Below are 18,208 nucleotides of genomic sequence, written 5' to 3' on the forward strand. Positions count from 1 at the left end.
CTCCCGGCAGTTGCACAGCCGTACCAACGGATGCCGAAAGCCGACTCGATGACGCTGGGACCATGGCTCCCACGTCCCGCACACCAGTCGTCCCGCGCGCGCGGTGGGAACGCCCCGCGTTCCTCGGCCTGCTCGTCGCGACCGGGGTGCTGTACATCGTGAACCTCGGGGTGAACGGGTACGCGAACGCGTTCTACTCGGCGGCCGTGCAGGCCGGCAGCCGGAACTGGGAGGCGTTCTTCTACGGTTCCTCCGACGCCGGCAACTCGATCACCGTCGACAAGCCGCCGGCGTTCCTCTGGGTCATGGAGCTGTCCGTGCGGCTGTTCGGGCTCAACTCGTGGGCGATCCTCGTCCCAGAGGCGCTCATGGGCGTCGGCGCCGTGGCGCTGCTCTACGCGATCGTGCGCCGCCGATTCTCCGCCGGAGCGGCGCTCATCGCCGGTGGTGCGCTCGCCGTGACGCCGGTCGCGACCCTCATGTTCCGGTTCAACAACCCGGACGCGCTGCTGGCGCTGCTCATGGTCCTGTCCCTGTGGCTCGTGCTACGCGGCGTCGAGAGCGGACGGCTGCGGTGGGTGGTCCTCGCGGGCGTCGCGGTCGGGATCGCGTTCCTCACCAAGCAGCTGCAGGGGTTCGTCATCCTGCCGGTCCTGGTAGGCGTGTACCTGTACTGCTCGTCGCTGCCGTTCGTGAAGCGCGTCGTGCACCTGCTGTGGGCCGCGCTCGCCGTGGTCGTCGCCGGCGGTTGGTGGGTCGCGATCGTCGAGCTCGTCCCCTCGTCGGCGCGTCCGTACGTGGGCGGGTCCCAGACGGACTCGTTCCTCGAGCTCACGTTCGGGTACAACGGCCTCGGGCGGGTGACCGGCGACGAGACCGGCAGCGTGACCGGTGGAGGCGGGGGCGGCGGTACCGCGGGCAGCGGGTCGTGGGGTGCCACCGGGATCCTGCGGCTGTTCGGGTCGGAGTTCGCCGGGCAGATCACCTGGCTGCTGCCGACCGCGCTCGTGCTCCTCGTGGCGGTGCTCGTCGCGATCGGCTTCCGGCAGCGTACGTCTGCTCGGCTCGCGACGGTGCTCGCCCTCGGCGGCGCCCTGCTCGTGACCGGACTGGTCTTCAGCTTCATGGGCGGGATCTTCCACCCGTACTACACGGTCGCGCTGGCGCCGTACATCGCGGGGCTCGTGGGCATCGGGGCCGGAGTGCTCTGGGAGCGGCGGGCGTCGTGGTGGTGGCGGGGTGTGGCGGCGCTCGCGATCGTCGTGACCGTGGTGTGGCAGTGGCACCTGTTGACGGCGGCGTCGGGGTGGCAGCCGTGGATCCGGTGGGTGGTGTTGGTCGTCGGGGTGGTGACCGCCGCGGCGGTGCTCGTGCCGGTGCGGGGTGTGGGCGGCGGGGCTGGTCGGGCCGGCGGCGGGGCTGGCGTCGTCGACGAGTCCGGTGCGGTCGGCGGGGCTGGCGCGGCCGGTGCGGTCGGCGGGGCTGGCGGGGCTGGCGCGGCCGGTGTGTCGGGTTGGGAGTCGGTCCCCGTCGCCGCGGGTCCGTCCGAGTCCGGCGATCCGGAGGGTTCCCCGGCCGTGCGCCCCCGCTGGGGTGTGGCGGCGCGGTGGTCCCGCCTGCTCGGAGGCGTCGTGGTCGTCGGCTCCGTGATCACCGCCCTGCTCGGCCCGGCCGCGTACTCCATCGACACCGTCACGACTGCGCACACGGGGTCGCTGCCGTCGGCAGGACCGAGCGTCGCGGGCGCGGGGTTCGGCGGCGGACGTGGTGGCTTCGGTGGCGGTGCCGGTGGTGCGGGAGGTGCCGGCGGCGGTCGAGGGTTCGGCGGCTTCGGCGGTCAGCCAGGAGGCGCGGGTGGCGCCGGTGGGACCGGCGGCGGTGGGACGGGCGGTACCGGCACCGGCGCGCCCGGCACCGGCACCGGTGGTACTGGCGGCGGGTTCGGTGGCTTCGGCGGGTCGGCCGAGGGTGGCCGTGGCGGCTTCGGTGGCGGCGCGGGCAGTCTGCTCGGTGGGTCCACGGAGATCTCCTCCGCACTGCGCCAGGCGCTCACGAAGGACGCCGACGACTACACCTGGGTGGCCGCAGCGATCGGCTCGAACAGCGCCGCGACGTACCAGCTCGCCACCGGGGAGTCGGTGATGCCCGTCGGTGGGTTCAACGGCTCGGACCCGTCACCGACCCTGGCGCAGTTCAAGCGGTACGTCGCCGAGGGCAAGATCCACTACTTCATCGCCGGGAGCGTCGGCCGGTCGAACGGCGGCAGCGACACGGCGTCGAAGATCTCGTCGTGGGTCGAGTCGAACTTCACGTCGACGACGATCGGCGGCGTCACGGTGTACGACCTGACCGTGGGCTAGGGTCGGGAGGTGCTCGGCGCCGACGACCCCCTCGACCCGACACCCCGGCGCGTCCTGGTCGCCGGCACGACGGGCGTCGGGAAGACCACGACAGCGGGGCGCATCGGCCGGGCGCTCGGGATCCCGCACACCGAGATCGACGCGCTGTACCACGGGCCGGACTGGCAGCCGCGGGAGCGCTTCGTCGAGGACGTCGAGGCGTTCACGAGCGCGCCGACCTGGGTGACGGAGTGGCAGTACACGTCCGTGCGGGCACTCCTCGCCGAACGTGCGGACACGCTGGTGTGGATCGATCTGCCGACGCCCCTGGCCCTGTGGCGTCTGGTGCGCCGTACCGTCCGCCGGCGCCTGCGCCGGACGGAGCTCTGGAACGGGAACGTCGAGCCGTCGCTCTGGACCTTCTTCACGGACCGCGGCCACATCGTCCGCTGGGGGATCAGCACCCGCAACGCGACTCGGGAACGGGTGCCCGAACTCGTCCGGACGGCCCCGCACCTCCGCATCGTGCGGCTGCGCTCCCAGCGGGCGATCGACCGGTTCGTGCAGCACCTCGACGAGGGTCGCGGATAGAATCGAGGCCGTCCGCCTCCGTAGCTCAGTGGATAGAGCAGGTGGTTTCTACCCACCGTGCCGCGGGTTCGATTCCTGCCGGGGGCACGTACGACGAAGGCCGCCGTCCGTCGGGACGGCGGCCTTCGTCGTGGTTCCGGCGGTCTACTCGTCGTCGTCGGCAGCCCGGCGGCGGAGCTCGCTCGCGCTGATCGGCTGCGTGTACGGCGCTTCCGAGGTCTCGTTCGCGTCGGCCGGTTCGGCGGGTGCATCGGCGATGCGCGTGGGGACCGATCGCGTCGGGGACGCGGCGGGAGCGTCGGTGCTGCGGCCGTCGGCATCGGTGCCGCGGTTCACGTGGGCGTCCGCCGAGGTCGGCTGCGCGACGGGCGGCGGCACGGGCGAGCCGCTCGTCAGCGGCCCACGCTGTCCCGCGGACTGCTGGGTGCGGGAGTCGTCGACCGTGTCGGCGTTGTCGTCGTCCGTGTCGCTCCGCCGGGAGTCGCTGGTGCGCGCGGCGGTCGCGCTGTCGGTGTCCGGACGGAGTGCTGCCGAGGACCCGGTGGAACGCGACGGGGAGGCCGGCGAACCGAGCGCCGGGCGGATCGGCGTGGCTGCCCGGTCGCCGTACGCGCGGGTCGTGTTCGCGTCGGAGATCGGCGTCGTCGCGTTCGTGCCGGAGGAGTCCGAGATCGGGGTCGTGGCGTTCGGATCGGTCCGGACGGCACCGCCGCGCGTGACCGAGAACCCGGCACCTGCGGCCTGCGCGGCAGCGGCGCCCGCGGGAGCCGTGGGGGCGCCGGGGGTCGCGGTGGAACCGACCGGGGTGGCAGCACCCGGACGCTGCGGCGCGGGGCGCAGGGACGTCGTGGTCGGGGTGGGGCGATCGGCGGCCGGCGCAGGTGCCGGAGCGGCAGCCGTGGCGTCCGTGGGCCGCGCGGCGGTCTTGTCGGCGTTCCACTCCTGCTGACGCGAGATCAGCTCGGCGTCGGGGTCCGGCGAGTCGAACTTCCAGCGCTCGAGGTCGCTCTTGAAGAGCTTGCGCGCACGGTTCGGACGTGCCTGCCACTCGAGGAGCCGGTCGCGGAACTCGGCGAGCGACTGCTCGGCCTGGAAGCTGAACGTCGAGGAGTTCTTCTTGATGTCCGCGATCTCGTGCTGCGTCCAGTTCGCCGCGAGCGGCGCACCGGAGACGGGCAGGAGTCGGAGGCGGATGTCGGAGTCCTCGGCGAGGTGGTCGGCGTAGGCGCGCTCGTCGTGCCCGAGGGAGCCCCACGTCGCGGCCTTGCGCGCCGCCGAGACGACACCCGCGACGGCCGCGTTCCGTGCTTCGCGTTCCTGCATCGCGACGACGCGCTTCGTCGCCGCGCGTCCGATGAGCGCCGCGACGATGCCCGCCACGACGATCGCGACGAACGGGATGATCGCGCCGGAGATCACACGCCAGCCGTCGTCCGACGAGATCCAGTCGGTCAGGTCGTTCCACCAGTCCATGCGCGCACCCTACTCACGAAACGGTCAGGCATCGGGGAAGCGGGACGGCGTTCCACGCAACCCGTCGGAGCCGGGTGCTGCGCTGCGTCGACGTGTGGATCAGCCCCAGCGGAGGCAGTCGACGGCGTCGTCCGCCGACCACACGTTCGGCAGCTCGACGAAGCGCCGCTCGGCCGAGACGTAGCGGCGGGCCCGGTAGGCGGTCCCGCCGGCGACGTCCACGCGGTCCACGTACCCGACGATCTCGCCGCTGGCGCGGGTCACACGGCTGAGGTCGTCACGGACGTCGAGGATGCGGAGGTCACCGCGCGAACGGGCGACGGGCACGGTGCGGATCCGCAGTGCGGGTTCGGTCGTCGTGTGCATCGGGTGGCCTCCGGTTCGTCGGTGTGTGTCCGACGGTACGGGCGACCACCGACACGCCGCGGGCTCCGTGTCCGCTCCGTGGAACACCGCTCCGACCCGTCGCGTTGTGGAGGAGGAACGACCCGATCTCGGGTCGGTCCGAGGCCGGGAAGGTAGGTTGAGCGCATGACGACGTTCGTGCTCGCAGGTGGATGTTTCTGGTGTCTCGACGCCGTGTACCGCACGCTCCAGGGCGTGCAGGACGTGGTGTCCGGCTACGTCGGTGGTGCGACCCCCGAGCCGTCGTACGAGCTGGTCTGCACCGGGACGACCGGGCACGCCGAAGCCGTCGCCGTGACCTTCGACGAGTCGGTGATCCCGGCGGACGTCATCCTCGACGTCTTCTTCACGCTCCACGACCCGCGGCAGCTGAACCGGCAGGGCGCCGACGTCGGCACCCAGTACCGCTCGGCCATGTTCCCGGCCGACGACGAGCAGCGGGCCCTGTTCGAGCGTGCGATCGAGCGCGCGTCCGAGATCTGGGACGGGGGCATCGTGACGACGATCGAACCGTTGGGTACGTTCTACCGAGCGGAGGAGTACCACCAGGACTTCTTCGCGAAGAACCCCGGTCAGGGCTACTGCCTCGCAGTCGCACTGCCGAAGGTGAACAAGGTCCGCAAGGCCTACAGTCAGTACATCCTGGCGTCCTGATCGTCCTGATCGTCCGGACGTCGGGGCCACGAGGAGGTGGTCGAACGATGACGAACAACACCGGGACCTGGGTCGCGGTCGGACCGGCCGGAGCGGTGGGCAGCATCCACCGTGCCGATGGCGGGTACCGGGTCGAGCTCTACGGTCGCAGCGGGCTCGGCGGGACGTACCCGTCGCTCGCTTCTGCGAAGGGTGCCGTGCACGCGGCGCTCGGGCCGTTGGCGGACCGACCCGAGTTCCGCGCGCACTGACGTCGGTCTGGAGGCGCGGGGGACTCCTCCTCCACACCTCGCCTGATCGAGTCATCCAGTCACAGATCGAGCCCCGGAGTGCTTCCGCACTCCGGGGCTCGATGACGATCGAGGCATGAACGACACCATCACCGTCTGCGGGATCATCGCCACCGAGCCCCGTCACCTCGTCACCGACACCGGGATCGCCATCACGAGCATGCGGCTCGCCTCGCCGTCACGACGTTGGGACCGCGCGACCTCGAGCTGGACCAACGGCGCGACCAACTGGTACACCGTCACCGCCTTCCGGTCGCTCGCGGCCAACGTCCACCGCTCCCTGAAGAAGGGCGACCGCATCGTCGTCACCGGGCGGGTCCGGATCCGGACGTGGGAACGGGACGGCCGCGGCGGCACCTCGGTCGAGATCGACGCCGAAGGGGTCGGTCACGACCTCGCCTGGGGCATCAGCAACTGGGTCCGCGTCCCCCGGCACACGAGCGATTCGTCCGCTGCGCCGGGCAGCACCGCCACCATCGCGCCCAATGTGGACCCGGTCACGGGCGTCGTCACCGAAGTCGCGCACGCCGACGCCGACGACGACGAAGGCGACCGCCCGGGCCCCGAGTCCGATCCCGGCGAGGAACTCCCGGACTCGACCGAGGCCGCCCGGCACACCGCCGCGATCCACGGGGACGAGTACGACCCGATGACGAACGCCGCCGTCACGATCGCCCCGGAGGACGACCGTGCGGCGGCGTGAGCCGTGGCGCGGACTACCGCCAGGCCTGGGCGATCATCGCGATGCCCGCGACCTCGGTCGTGTCCCAGTTCCCGCCGCGCGGCAGCCCGGACACCCGTCCGTCGATCGAGAAGCTCGCACCCTGGACCTTCGTGCCGTTCGTCTGCTTCGCCTTCAGCCCGTGGAACGTGAAGCCCGTGTTCCAGGTGCCGGTGAGACCGGTCCGCCCGGCGGTGTCACCGACGGCGATCGAGATGTCGTTCACCTGCGAGTGCACGACGTCGCCGTTGAGACGGGCGTTCGCCTCGGCGTTGAAGAAGAGTCGCCCGTCCAGGTTCACGGCGATGGTGCCGACCGTGCGGTTGTTGAGGATGACCGACGCCACGTCGTTCTTGTACCAGCGCAGACCGACCGAGGTCTTGCTGTGGGACGCGCCGCCCATGTAGCCGTACGTGAACTTGCCGTTCTGCACGCGCTCCCAGATGAACCGCGGCTGTCCCTTGCTGATCGAGGACCCGGTGTCGGACTGGATCCCGACGGCGAAGGCGTTGTTGTGCGCGTCGTGGACGTTGATGTACGACGAGTACCCCGACCCGGACCCGTTCTCGATGAGGTGCGCGGTGTACTGCACGTACGGCTTCCCGCGCGGCACCGGCGACGCGGCCGAGGCGGAGGTGGCGGGGGCGAGCAGCGCGACGGTGAGCGCGGTCGCCCCGGCGAGCGGGAGCACGAGTCGTCGCAGACGCTTGGTGAACATGTCCTGATCCTCTCCGGTGGTCGGTTGACCGAGCCCCTGGTGCGGGGCGCGGTAACGGTACGTCGAAGTCGCCGAGTGCAACAGCCCCCCTGCGGGTTCCGGAGCAAGCGACAGCGCGCGGGCGCGGCCGGTGCGCTGTCGGTAGACTCATCGCGATATGGCTGAGTACATCTACCAGATGGTCCGCGCCCGCAAGGCGGTCGGCGACAAGCTGATCCTCGACGACGTCACGATGTCGTTCCTCCCCGGCGCCAAGATCGGCGTCGTCGGACCGAACGGTGCGGGCAAGTCGACGATCCTGAAGATCATGGCGGGTCTCGACCAGCCGTCCAACGGCGAGGCGAAGCTCACTCCGGGCTTCAGCGTCGGCATCCTCATGCAGGAGCCGGAGCTCGACGAGTCGAAGACCGTCCTCGAGAACGTGCAGGAAGGCGTCGGCGAGATCCACGGGAAGATCACCCGGTTCAACGAGATCTCCGCGCTGATGGCCGAGCCGGACGCCGACTTCGACGCCCTCCTCGCCGAGATGGGCACCCTGCAGGAAGAGATCGACGCGGCAGACGCGTGGGACCTCGACTCGCAGCTCGAGCAGGCGATGGCCGCGCTCCAGTGCCCCCCGGGGGACGAGCTCGTCACGCACCTCTCCGGCGGTGAGAAGCGTCGCGTGGCGCTCTGCAAGCTCCTGCTCCAGAAGCCCGACCTGCTCCTCCTCGACGAGCCCACCAACCACCTGGACGCCGAGTCCGTGCAGTGGCTCGAGCAGCACCTGCAGCAGTACCACGGCGCCGTCCTCGCCGTGACCCACGACCGCTACTTCCTCGACCACGTCGCCCAGTGGATCGCCGAGGTCGACCGTGGCCGCCTCTACCCGTACGAGGGCAACTACTCGACCTACCTCGAGAAGAAGCGCGCTCGCCTCGAGGTCCAGGGCAAGAAGGACGCCAAGCTCGCCAAGCGCCTGTCGTCCGAGCTCGACTGGGTGCGCAGCAACACGAAGGGCCGCCAGGCGAAGTCGAAGGCCCGTCTGGCCCGCTACGAAGAGATGGTCACGGAAGCCGAGCGCACGCGGAAGCTCGACTTCGAGGAGATCGTGATCCCCGTGGGGCCGCGCCTCGGCTCCCAGGTCATCGACGCCGACAAGCTGCACAAGCAGTTCGGCGAGCGCGTGATCATCGACGACCTGTCGTTCACGCTGCCGCGGAACGGCATCGTCGGTGTCATCGGTCCGAACGGTGTCGGCAAGACCACGCTGTTCAAGACGATCGTCGGCCTGGAACCGCTCGACGGCGGCACCCTGAAGATCGGCGACACGGTCGACATCTCCTACGTCGACCAGAGCCGTGGCGGCATCGACCCGAACAAGAACCTGTGGGAGGTCGTGTCCGACGGCCTGGACTACATCCAGGTCGGCAAGACCGAGATCCCGTCGCGCGCCTACGTCTCGCAGTTCGGCTTCAAGGGGCCGGACCAGCAGAAGCGTGCGGGCATCCTCTCCGGTGGTGAGCGGAACCGCCTCAACCTCGCGCTGACGCTCAAGCAGGGCGGCAACCTGCTGCTCCTCGACGAGCCGACGAACGACCTCGACGTCGAGACCCTCGGCAGCCTCGAGAACGCACTGCTGGAGTACCCGGGCTGCGCAGTCGTCATCACCCACGACCGGTGGTTCCTCGACCGCATCGCGACGCACATCCTGGCGTGGGAAGGCCTCAACGAGGACGGCACGCCGAACTGGTACTGGTTCGAGGGCAACTTCGAGGCCTACGAGGAGAACAAGATCGAGCGCCTCGGTGCCGACGCGGCCAAGCCCGGCCGCGCGACGTACCGCAAGCTCACCCGCGACTGACCGTGGCGCGGTTGCACGCTCCCATCCGCATGCGGTGGAGCGACATCGACGCCTACGGTCACGTCAACAACTCCGCGATGCTGCGCCTCCTGGAAGAGGCGCGCATCGTGGGGTTCTGGGGTCCGGACCCGGACGAACTCGAGTCCGACGGGTCGATGCCGGAACCGATCATCGACGGTCGGCCGGGTTCGGGCACGATGACGGTGATCGCGGCGCAGCGGCTCGAGTACCTCGCGTCCATCCCGTACTTCCGGCAGCCCCTCGACATCCAGATGTGGATCGGGCGGATCGGGGGCGCGAGCATCGACGTGTCGTACGAGGTGTGGTCGCCGGTCGGGCACGAGCCTGCTGTGCTCTACACCCGGGCGACGACGGCCCTCGTGATGGTCGACGCGGAGACGAACCGGCCGCGCCGGCTCACCGCGGCCGAGCGGGACGCCTGCGCCCGGTACACCGAGGCTGCCGTCGAGTTCTCCCGGCCGTAGCACCCGAGCCCGAGCGGTCAGCCGGTCAGCAAGCCCGAGTCCGAGCCGGTGCGGGCAGCCGGTCAGCGCGGAGCGCGCATCATCCCCTCTTGCGCCACGGACGCGAGTAGCCGGCCGTCCCGCGAGAACATCCGCCCGAACGCGAGTCCCCGGCCGCCCTGCGCACTCGGGGACTCCTGCGTGTACAGGACCCACTCGTCCGCCCGGCCGTCGCGGTGCCACCACATCGCGTGGTCGAGGCTGGCGCTCTTCACCCCTGGCGTTCCCCACGCGAGCCCGTGCCGTCGCATGATCGGCTCGAGGATCGACAGGTCGCTCGCGTAGCCGAGGACGGCGCGGTGCAGGGCGGGGTCCTCGGGCAGGTCGCCGTCGACCCGGAACCACACGGCCTGGTGCGGGACCTGCTCGCCCTGCACGTCGACGAACACCGGACCCTCGACGTGCCGGAGGTCGATGGACCGCTCCGCCCACGCCTGTGCGACGGGGTGGTCGATCGCGGAGAGGATCGACGCGGCCGACGGCAGCGACTCCGGCGCTGGGATGTCGACCGGGAACGGGTCCTGGTGCTCCAGCCCGTGGTCGGGACGCTGGAACGACGCGATCATCGAGAAGATCGGCACGCCGCGCTGGTACGCCTGGACGCGCCGGGCGGCGAACGAGCGACCGTCGTGGATCCGCTCGACGCCGAAGGTGATGGGGACGTCGATGTCGCCGGGTCGGAGGAAGTAACCGTGCATCGAGTGGATGTCGCGGTCCTCGATGGTGGTCTGTGCTGCGACGATGCACTGCGCGAGGACCTGCCCGCCGAAGACCCGGCCGCCGGGGGACCAGTGACTGGCTCCGGTGAGGATCGTCTCGCCCGTGCTCGCGCCGGTGTCCGACAGTCGGAGGGTCCGCAGGAAGTCCGGTTCGCCGTTCACACGGGCAGTCTACGAGCAGGCTCGGAACGGTAGGATCCGGGAGACATGGGCAACTCGTTCACGCTTCCCGACGCAGCCTCGCTCGGAGACCTCCGCACGTACCTCGGACGGGCCGCCCGGATCGAGGACGGTTCCGTCCGGCTGATCGCCGACTCCGGGGTCCTCGCGGTGTACACGGCGATCCTCTACCCGCTCGGTCTGCTCGACGAGCTGCCGACGGTGCTCGGCCTCCGCACGTTCTCACTCGCGCAGCCGGCGTCCATCGACGCGGTGGTGCCGCTGGCCTCGCTGCAGGAGCGGCTCCGGGTGCTCGGCGAGACGCACGACGCCGAGCACGCGGACGCTGCCGACCCCACCCGGGCGACCCCGATCGAGGTCGAACTCCCGCACGAGGTCCACACCGTCACGTGGGCGGCGATCTCACCGCCCCGCGGCGGCTGGGTCCCGCTGCCCGACGTCTCGCCGGAGCTCCTGCGCCGTGCGGCGCGCGACGGCATCGCCGAGGTCGCCGACGCGGTACCGACGAACGCGGGCGAGGCGATCGTCCGCAAGGTGCGCTCCGAGGTCTGGGGCCGACCCGTCGCGGGCATCGAGCACGTCCCCGCCGGTGCCGGGTTCGCGGGGGAGAGCCTCGGGTTCCTCGGACACGACCCGGTGCGGCTGTTCGAGACCGGCCCGTGGAGCCGGCTGACGACGTCGCGCGGCCACGTGCTCGTGAAGCGTCGCGCCTGGACCCTCACGTCGTAGGAAAGACCCACCGACGATGCACGTGTTCCTCACCGGCGCGTCCGGGTACATCGGCTCCTCGGTGCTCCGCGCACTCGTCGCGCACGAGCACGACGTCACCGCGGTCGTGCGGACGGACCAGAAGGCGCAGGCCGTCCGGGACGCCGGCGGCCGAGCCGTGGTCGGCGACGTCACCGACACCGACCTCGTCCGGCAGCTCGCGCGCGAGTCCGACGCCGTCGTCCACACCGCCTCGGCGCCGGACGTCGACCCGGGCTTCACCAGGACGGTCCTCGACGCGCTCGTCGGAACCCCCAAGCCGTTCGTCCACACCGGCGGCATCTTCACGTTCGGCGACTCGACCGACATCTCCGAGCAGTCCCCGGTGTCACCGCCCGCACTGACCGCGTGGCGCGTCCCGAACGAGGCGGCCGTCCGGGCGAGCGACGTCCGCACCACGATCATCGCGCCGGGCATCGTCCACGGCCGCGGCGCCGGCATCCCGGCGATGTTCGTCGGCGACGGCGAGCACGAGGTCCGGCTCGTCGGCGACGGTTCCCAGCGCTGGACGACGGTCCACGTCGACGACCTCGGGGAGCTCTACGTGCTCGCCGTGCACCGAGCCGAGCAGGACGGGTACGCGGTCGCCGTGAGCGGGCACAACCCGACGGTGCGGGAGCTCGGCGAGGCGGGCGCGCACGGGTCGCCGGTCGTCGCCGAGAGCGCCGACGCCAGCCGTGCGCGACTGGGCGCCGAGTACGCCGACGCGCTGCTCCTGCACCAGGAGGCGTCCGGCGCGCACGCGCGTGCCGCCTTCGGCTGGGACCCCACCGGGCCGTCCCTGGTCGACGACCTGGCGGACGGGTCGTACCTCCGCTGACCCGACGGTCAGTCGAACGTGTTCGTCATGGCGTGCGCGGCACGGTCGAGGTAGCCCCACAGCTCGGCTTCGTCGAGCGGGGCGAGTCCGAGCGACTCCACTGCCTCGCGCATGTGGAGGAGCCAGCGCTCCCGCGCTTCCGACGTGATGCGGAACGGCATGTGCCGCATGCGCAGCCGAGGGTGGCCGCGTTCCTCGCTGTACGTCCCAGGGCCGCCCCAGTACTGCTGCAGGAACGCGGACAGCCGCCAGACCGCGCCGTCCAGGTCGTCCGCCGGGTACATCGGCCAGATCACGTCGTCCTGCTGGACGCCTTCGTAGAAGCGGCGGACGAGACGGTCGAACGTCGGGGCGCCGCCGATGCGCTCGAACAGCGACCCGGTGGCGGACGCCCCGCGCTCACCGACCCGGAGCGTGATCGGCTGCGCGGGCACGCCGCCGCCCGGCTGCGGGGACCCGGTGGGCGGTGGGGTCGGTTCGGTCACTGCGGGTCCCTCCCGGCATCGTGGTCGTCGGTCCGGATCGGCTGACCGAGGACGTTCTTGCGCGTGCGCCGCGGCTTCGTCGGCGCGGGCGTCGGCTGGGTGCGGACGGTCCGGAGCCCGTTGATCGAGGTCGCGTTCTCCCAGCCCTCCGGCATGATCATCGCCATCGCGGGCAGTGTCACACCGAGCGCGTCCACGGCGCGCTTGAGCCGCACGCGGAGTTCCCGGCCGACGACGTCGAGCTCCGACGCACGCGTCTTCACCACGAGGCGGAACACCATGCCGTCGTCGCTGATGGACTGCAGGCCCCAGATCTCCGGCTTCTCCACGATCCGCTGGCGCCAGCGGGGCTCCTGCGACATCGTCACCGCCGCGGCGAGGAGGGCGTCCTGCACCGCGTCGATGTCGGTGTCGTACGGCACGGTGACGTCGACGAGCACCCGTGACCAGCCCTGCGAGAGGTTGCCGACGCGCAGGATCTGACCGTTCGGGACGAACCAGAGGATGCCGTTGACGTCACGGATCTGCATGACGCGGAGGCCGACGTTCTCGACGACGCCGGTCGCCTGGCCGGTGTCGACGACGTCGCCGACGCCTGCTTGGTCCTCGAGGATCATGAAGACGCCGGACAGCAGGTCCTTCACGATGCTCTGCGCGCCGACGGCGAGGCCGGCCGCGACGAGCGAGGCGCCACCGACGATGCCGACGGCGGCGTTCGGGATGACGAGCGGGATGATCACGACGAGCGCGATCACGACGACGATCACCGTCGCGAGGTTCTCGAGGACGCTACCGAGCGTCCGGGTGCGCTGGACGACGCGCGCAGTCTGGATCGGTGAGGCGATCAGCGCCTGCGTGTCGGTCGCGCCCTGACGCTTCTTGACGCCGTTCACGACACGGTCGACGATGCCCTTGATCGAGTGCCGGAGGATCAGGCGGAGGACGATCGCGGCGATGATCGTGATGACGACGGTGATCGGGATGTGCCAGGTCTCGACGAACTCACCGAAGGTCTGGGTGACGACCTGTGCGGCGTCGGATGGGGTGGGGGTCGGTACAGCCAAGATCATGATCCGATCGATCGTAGAGGGCGGGGTCTTGGCGTTCCGTGAGGAACGCCAAGACCCCGCTGACCGTCACCGGGTGCTCAGTCGTCGGCCGCCTGCACGCGGAGCGCCCGTTCGGTGCCCGCGAGTCCCTCGGTCACGATGCGCCGCAGGGCCGGGGTCTCCGGGTGCGCCTCGAGCCACGCGACGGCCGCGTCACGCAGCTCGACCGACGCGAGGGGCGCGGGGTAGAGGCCGGTGATGATGGTGTCGGCGATGTGGTAGCTGCGCTCGGCCCAGATGCGGGTGAGGACCTCGAAGTACTTCGGGACGAGGCCCTCGAGCACGACGGGGGAGTTGACGTGCTGGTACCCGATCGTGGTCTGGCGCACGATCGCGTTCGGCAGCTCGGACGAGTCGACGAGTGACGAGAACGCGGCCAGCTTGCCCTCGGCGGTCGGGATCGTGGCCCGCGCACGCGCCGCGGCCTGCTCGCCCGACGCGGTCTTGTCCGCGGCGAGCTCGGCGTCGACCTCGGCGTTGCCGGCAGCGCCCGCGAGCACGAGGCCCTCGAGCAGCTCCCAGCGGAGGTCGGTGTCGATCTCGAGCCCGTTGAGCGTCACCGCGCCGTCGCGGAGTCCGGAGAGGGTGGCGACGTGCTCGGGCGTGGACACGATCTGCGCGAAGAACTTCGCGAACTGGAACTGCGCGTCCGACCCGGCCTCGGCGCTCGAGGCGAGCTTCCACAGCGTGTCGCCGACCGTGCGGATCGTCGCGTCGGCCTTCGCCGGCGCCACGTAGTTCCGCGCCGTGAGGAGCAGCTGCGAGAGCGTCGTGCGGATCGTCGTCGACTCGGTCTCGGTCGCGATGTTGCCGAGCACGAGGCGGACGTAGTCGCTCGCGGGCGACTCGGCGTCACGCGTGGCGTCCCACATCGCGCCCCAGACGATGGAGCGGGCGAGCGGGTTCGCGATCGAGGCGAGGTGCTCGATCGCGGTGCGCCGGGAGTGCTCGTCGAGCCGGATCTTGGCGTAGGCGAGGTCGTCGTCGTTGAGGAGCACGAGGTCGCCGCGGTGCACGCCGACGAGTTCGGGGACCTCGGTGCGCGCACCGTCGACGTCGATCTCGACCCGGTGCGTGCGCTCGAGCTTGCCGCCCGCTGACGCCGTGTCGGCGCCGAACGGGGCGTCCGCGTCCTGCTGGAAGGCGTAGACGCCGATCGCGAGTCGGTGCGGGCGGAGCGTCGGGTGGTCGGCCGGGGCTTCCTGCAGGACCGCGAACGAGGTGATCACGCCGGCGTCGTCGACCTCGATCTCGGGGCGGAGCGTGTTCACCCCGGCGGTCTCGAGCCAGAGCGCCGACCAGTCGGACAGGTCACGGCCGCTCGTGGCCTCGAGCTCGACGAGGAGGTCGCGGAGCTCGGTGTTCGAGTGGTGGTGCTTCTTGAAGTACGCGGACACCCCGGCGAAGAACGCGTCGATGCCGACCCACGCCACGAGCTGCTTGAGGACCGAGCCGCCCTTCGCGTAGGTGATGCCGTCGAAGTTGACCTGGACGTCCTCGAGGTCGTTGATCGTCGCGACGATCGGGTGCGTCGACGGGAGCTGGTCCTGCCGGTACGCCCACGACTTCTCCATCGCCTGGAACGTGGTCCAGGCCTCGGTCCACTCGGTGGCCTCGGCCGTCGCGATGGTGGAGGCCCACTCGGCGAAGGACTCGTTGAGCCAGAGGTCGTTCCACCACTTCATGGTGACGAGGTCGCCGAACCACATGTGCGCGAGCTCGTGCAGGATCGTGACGACCCGGCGCTCCTTGATCGCGTCGGTGACCTTCGACCGGAAGACGTACGTCTCGGTGAAGGTGACCGCGCCCGCGTTCTCCATCGCCCCGGCGTTGAACTCCGGCACGAAGAGCTGGTCGTACTTCTCGAACGGGTACGCGACGTCGAACTTCTCCTCGTAGTACGCGAAGCCCTTCCGCGTGATGTCGAACACGTACTCGGGGTCGAGGTACTCCGCCAGCGACTTGCGTGCGAAGACGCCGAGCGGGATGGTGCGGCCGTCGCGGCTCGTCAGCTCGTCGCGCACGACCTCGTACGGGCCGGCGACGAGCGCGGTGATGTAGCTGGAGATCTTCGCGGTCGGGGGGAACGCCCACGTCGCGATGTCGCCGTCGACGTGCGGCTCGGGCGTGGGGGAGTTCGACACGACCTGCCACCGGGACGGCGCCGTCACGGTGAAGGAGAACTCGGCCTTGAGATCGGGCTGCTCGAACACCGCGAACATGCGGCGCGAGTCCGGGACCTCGAACTGGGAGTACAGGTACACCTCGTCGTCCACGGGGTCGACGAAGCGGTGCAGCCCTTCGCCCGTGTTCGTGTACAGCGCGTCGGCGACGACCACGAGCTCGTTCTGCTCCTGCAGCCCGTCGAGCTGGATGCGCACGCCGTCGTTCACGGCCGCGACGTCGAGGTCGGTGCCGTTCAGCGTGATCGCGTGCACGGTCTTCGTGATCGCGTCGATGAAGGTCGAGGCGCCCGGCGTCGCGGTGAAGCGCACGCGCGTCGTGCTGCCGAACGTCTCCGCGCCGCGGGTCAGGTCGAGCTCGACGTCGTACGTCTGCACGTCGACGATGCCGGCGCGCTCCTGGGCTTCGATTCGGGTGAGGTTCTCTCCGGGCACGGACGCTCCATCTTCGGTGTCCGCGGACGATCGGTGTCCACGGTGCGGTGTCCCCGCACGGCGTCGTGCACCGGCGGGACGGTGGCTCCCAGCCTAGCGAGCGGGCGTAGGGTCCAAGCGTGACGGACACGACTCTGGACAAGACGACCGACGAAGCGACCACCACCGAGCGGACCACCGTGGAGTTCTGGTTCGACCCGAACTGCCCGTGGGCCTGGATGACGAGCCGCTGGGTCGGCGAGGTCGCCGAGCACCGCGACCTCGACGTGACCTGGAAGGTGATGAGCCTCTTCGTGCTCAACGAGGACCAGGACGTCCCGGAGAAGTACAAGGAACGCCTCAGCGCCGGGCAGGTCTACCCGCGGATCGTCACGGCGGCGAAGCTCCGGCTCGGGCAGGAGATCGTCAAGCCGCTGTACGACGCCCTCGGCGAGCACATCCACCACCGCCAGGAGCAGGACCCCGAGCAGGTCGTCCCCGCGGTGCTCGCCGAGCTCGGCCTCGACGCCGACCTCCTCGAGTACGCCTGGACGGACGAGGTCGACCAGGCCGTGCGCGCCAGTCACAAGGACGGCATCGACCGCGTCGGGCAGGACGTCGGGACCCCGGTCATCGCCGTGGCCGGCACCGCGTTCTTCGGTCCGGTCATCTCGCCGGCGCCCAAGGGCCAGGAGGCGCTCGACCTGTGGGACGGCGTCGTCGCGGTCGCGAAGTACCCCGGCTTCTTCGAGCTCAAGCGCTCGCGGACGGTCGGCCCGATCTTCGACACCGCCGACTGACCCGCCCCGTCAGGACAGCGGCAGCCGCATCAGCGTCAGGTCGAGCCACCGGTCGAACTTCCGGCCGACCTCGGGCAGCACGCCCACGGTCGTGAAGCCGAGGCGCTCGTGCAGTGCGATCGACGCGGTGTTGGACGAGCAGATGCCCGCCATCATGACGTGCCGTCCCTCGGCACGGGCCTCGGACGTCAGCGCGTCCATGAGCACCGTCGCGACACCGCGACCCCGGAACGCCTCGACGACGTAGACGCTGTGCTCGACCGTGTGCCGGTACCCCTGGTGGGGGCGGAAGGCGCTGTAGGTGGCGTACCCGGCCACGGCTCCGTCGACCTCGGCCACGAGCACCGGGTACCCGTCCGCGCGGCGCTCGGCGAGCCAGTCGTCGAAGTAGGCGCGCGGGTGCGGCTCGTCCTGCCAGATCGCGGTGGAGTGCAGCACGGCGTCGACGTGCAGCGCGTGCACGACGTCGAGGTCGACCGGGGTGCAGTCGCGGATCACGATCCCGTTCGTCGCATATGCTGTCGTCATGTCTCAGATCGTAGACGACACCGTGCCGGAACCGGAAACCGACGACGCCGACCAGCGCCGACTCGGCGACCGGTTGCAGCGCCTGCGCACCGAGCGGAAGTGGAGCCTCACCGAGCTCGCCGAGGAGTCCGGCGTCTCCCGGGCCATGATCAACCGCGTCGAGCGCGGGGTGTCCAGCCCGACGGCGACGATCCTCGGACGGCTCTCGGGCGCGTTCGGACTCACGATCTCGCAGCTCCTCGACGAGGCCCTCGACCACGAGGTGCCCCGCGGAACCGACCCCGACGACGCGCGCGGCGTCCAACGCGGCGCGACCGCCGACTCCTGGACCGATCCCGAGACCGGGTACCGGCGCCGTCCCGTCTCGAGCGCGTCCTTCCCCGCGGACGTCACCGAGGTGCGCCTCCCGGCCGGCCGCGAAGTGGCCTACCCGGCGTCCGCGTACGCGTTCCTGCGCCACTGCATCTGGGTCGTCGACGGCGTGCTCGAGGTCGTCGTCGGCGGCGAGCCGACGCGGCTCGGCGCGGGGGACCGCATCGAACTCGGCGAGCCCGCCGACGTCGTCTACCGGAACCCCGGTGACGAGCCCACGCGGTACGCCGTCATCGTGGTCCGGGGCCAGTAGCCGCAGGAATAGGATCGCT

The 18,208-nt window shown here is 70.8% G+C and carries 19 protein-coding genes and 1 tRNA gene; 12 read left to right on the plus strand and 8 right to left on the minus strand.

Annotation, left to right across the window (positions count from 1 at the left end):
• Window positions 1–62 precede the first annotated feature (62 nt).
• From FS825_RS03650 to FS825_RS03660, 3 genes are all read left to right on the plus strand, one after another.
• Entirely contained in the window at window positions 63–2,360 is a 2,298-nt protein-coding gene (locus FS825_RS03650; protein ID WP_144710928.1) for a glycosyltransferase family 39 protein, read from the plus strand.
• 9 nt (window positions 2,361–2,369) lie between these two features.
• The gene (locus FS825_RS03655; RefSeq protein WP_144710930.1) at window positions 2,370–2,930 is read left to right on the plus strand and encodes a P-loop NTPase family protein; all 561 of its coding nucleotides are present in this window, start codon (window positions 2,370–2,372) and stop codon (window positions 2,928–2,930) included.
• A gap of 14 nt (window positions 2,931–2,944) precedes the next feature.
• Window positions 2,945–3,017, plus strand: a tRNA-Arg gene (locus tag FS825_RS03660).
• Between the two features lie 57 nt (window positions 3,018–3,074).
• On the opposite strand, the gene FS825_RS03665 is transcribed toward FS825_RS03660, so the two are convergent.
• Complete coding sequence (locus FS825_RS03665; RefSeq protein ID WP_144710932.1) at window positions 3,075–4,403, minus strand: hypothetical protein; 1,329 nt, start codon at window positions 4,401–4,403, stop codon at window positions 3,075–3,077.
• Window positions 4,404–4,502: 99 nt separating this feature from the next.
• Complete coding sequence (locus FS825_RS03670; protein WP_144710934.1) at window positions 4,503–4,769, minus strand: hypothetical protein; 267 nt, start codon at window positions 4,767–4,769, stop codon at window positions 4,503–4,505.
• A gap of 165 nt (window positions 4,770–4,934) precedes the next feature.
• Between FS825_RS03670 and msrA the strand changes: the two genes are divergently transcribed.
• The 3 genes from msrA (at window position 4,935) to FS825_RS03685 (ending at window position 6,455) form a co-directional block, all read left to right on the plus strand.
• On the plus strand, window positions 4,935–5,462 hold the full coding sequence (gene msrA / locus FS825_RS03675; protein WP_144710936.1) for a peptide-methionine (S)-S-oxide reductase MsrA: 528 nt from the start codon (window positions 4,935–4,937) through the stop codon (window positions 5,460–5,462).
• A gap of 47 nt (window positions 5,463–5,509) precedes the next feature.
• Entirely contained in the window at window positions 5,510–5,713 is a 204-nt protein-coding gene (locus FS825_RS03680) for a methyltransferase (RefSeq protein WP_144710938.1), read from the plus strand.
• A gap of 115 nt (window positions 5,714–5,828) precedes the next feature.
• Window positions 5,829–6,455: a single-stranded DNA-binding protein gene (locus FS825_RS03685; RefSeq protein ID WP_144710940.1), complete on the plus strand. Its 627-nt coding sequence runs from the start codon at window positions 5,829–5,831 to the stop codon at window positions 6,453–6,455.
• A 13-nt stretch (window positions 6,456–6,468) separates the two neighbouring features.
• Here the strand turns inward: FS825_RS03685 and FS825_RS03690 are convergent, their stop codons facing one another.
• Window positions 6,469–7,191: a hypothetical protein gene (locus tag FS825_RS03690; RefSeq protein WP_144710942.1), complete on the minus strand. Its 723-nt coding sequence runs from the start codon at window positions 7,189–7,191 to the stop codon at window positions 6,469–6,471.
• A gap of 157 nt (window positions 7,192–7,348) precedes the next feature.
• Between FS825_RS03690 and ettA the strand changes: the two genes are divergently transcribed.
• Together ettA and FS825_RS03700 are read left to right on the plus strand one after the other, a co-directional pair.
• A complete protein-coding gene (ettA, locus tag FS825_RS03695) occupies window positions 7,349–9,034 on the plus strand; it encodes an energy-dependent translational throttle protein EttA (protein ID WP_144710944.1) in 1,686 nt (561 codons plus the stop codon).
• 29 nt (window positions 9,035–9,063) lie between these two features.
• A complete protein-coding gene (locus FS825_RS03700; protein WP_144711265.1) occupies window positions 9,064–9,519 on the plus strand; it encodes an acyl-CoA thioesterase in 456 nt (151 codons plus the stop codon).
• 62 nt (window positions 9,520–9,581) lie between these two features.
• On the opposite strand, the gene FS825_RS03705 is transcribed toward FS825_RS03700, so the two are convergent.
• On the minus strand, window positions 9,582–10,439 hold the full coding sequence (locus FS825_RS03705; RefSeq protein ID WP_144710946.1) for an acyl-CoA thioesterase: 858 nt from the start codon (window positions 10,437–10,439) through the stop codon (window positions 9,582–9,584).
• Between the two features lie 45 nt (window positions 10,440–10,484).
• Here FS825_RS03705 and FS825_RS03710 point away from each other — a divergent pair, with 45 nt between their 5' ends.
• On the plus strand, window positions 10,485–11,186 hold the full coding sequence (locus FS825_RS03710; protein WP_144710948.1) for a DUF8185 domain-containing protein: 702 nt from the start codon (window positions 10,485–10,487) through the stop codon (window positions 11,184–11,186).
• A 16-nt stretch (window positions 11,187–11,202) separates the two neighbouring features.
• On the plus strand, window positions 11,203–12,045 hold the full coding sequence (locus tag FS825_RS03715) for an NAD(P)H-binding protein (protein WP_144710950.1): 843 nt from the start codon (window positions 11,203–11,205) through the stop codon (window positions 12,043–12,045).
• 8 nt (window positions 12,046–12,053) lie between these two features.
• Here the strand turns inward: FS825_RS03715 and FS825_RS03720 are convergent, their stop codons facing one another.
• The 3 genes from FS825_RS03720 to pepN form a co-directional block, all read right to left on the minus strand.
• Complete coding sequence (locus FS825_RS03720; RefSeq protein ID WP_395885454.1) at window positions 12,054–12,530, minus strand: globin; 477 nt, start codon at window positions 12,528–12,530, stop codon at window positions 12,054–12,056.
• On the minus strand, window positions 12,527–13,600 hold the full coding sequence (locus FS825_RS03725; RefSeq protein WP_144710952.1) for a mechanosensitive ion channel family protein: 1,074 nt from the start codon (window positions 13,598–13,600) through the stop codon (window positions 12,527–12,529). The genes FS825_RS03720 and FS825_RS03725 overlap by 4 nt, the downstream gene beginning before the upstream one ends.
• 77 nt (window positions 13,601–13,677) lie before the next feature.
• Window positions 13,678–16,257 carry an aminopeptidase N gene (gene pepN, locus FS825_RS03730; RefSeq protein WP_144710954.1) on the minus strand — a complete coding sequence of 860 codons (2,580 nt, stop codon included), beginning with the start codon at window positions 16,255–16,257 and terminating at the stop codon, window positions 13,678–13,680.
• Window positions 16,258–16,475: 218 nt separating this feature from the next.
• Between pepN and FS825_RS03735 the strand changes: the two genes are divergently transcribed.
• Complete coding sequence (locus tag FS825_RS03735; RefSeq protein WP_222126885.1) at window positions 16,476–17,036, plus strand: mycothiol-dependent nitroreductase Rv2466c family protein; 561 nt, start codon at window positions 16,476–16,478, stop codon at window positions 17,034–17,036.
• A gap of 9 nt (window positions 17,037–17,045) precedes the next feature.
• Here FS825_RS03735 and FS825_RS03740 read toward each other — a convergent pair whose 3' ends face one another.
• On the minus strand, window positions 17,046–17,564 hold the full coding sequence (locus FS825_RS03740; RefSeq protein WP_144710956.1) for a GNAT family N-acetyltransferase: 519 nt from the start codon (window positions 17,562–17,564) through the stop codon (window positions 17,046–17,048).
• On the opposite strand from FS825_RS03740, the gene FS825_RS03745 reads away from it, so the two are divergent.
• Window positions 17,563–18,189 (plus strand): helix-turn-helix domain-containing protein, encoded by a 627-nt coding sequence (locus FS825_RS03745; RefSeq protein ID WP_144710958.1) that lies wholly within the window; start codon window positions 17,563–17,565, stop codon window positions 18,187–18,189. The genes FS825_RS03740 and FS825_RS03745 overlap by 2 nt on opposite strands.
• Window positions 18,190–18,208: the final 19 nt, after the last annotated feature.

The sequence above is a fragment of the Curtobacterium pusillum genome (genome assembly GCF_007680845.1).
GTDB lineage: Bacteria > Actinomycetota > Actinomycetes > Actinomycetales > Microbacteriaceae > Curtobacterium > Curtobacterium pusillum_B.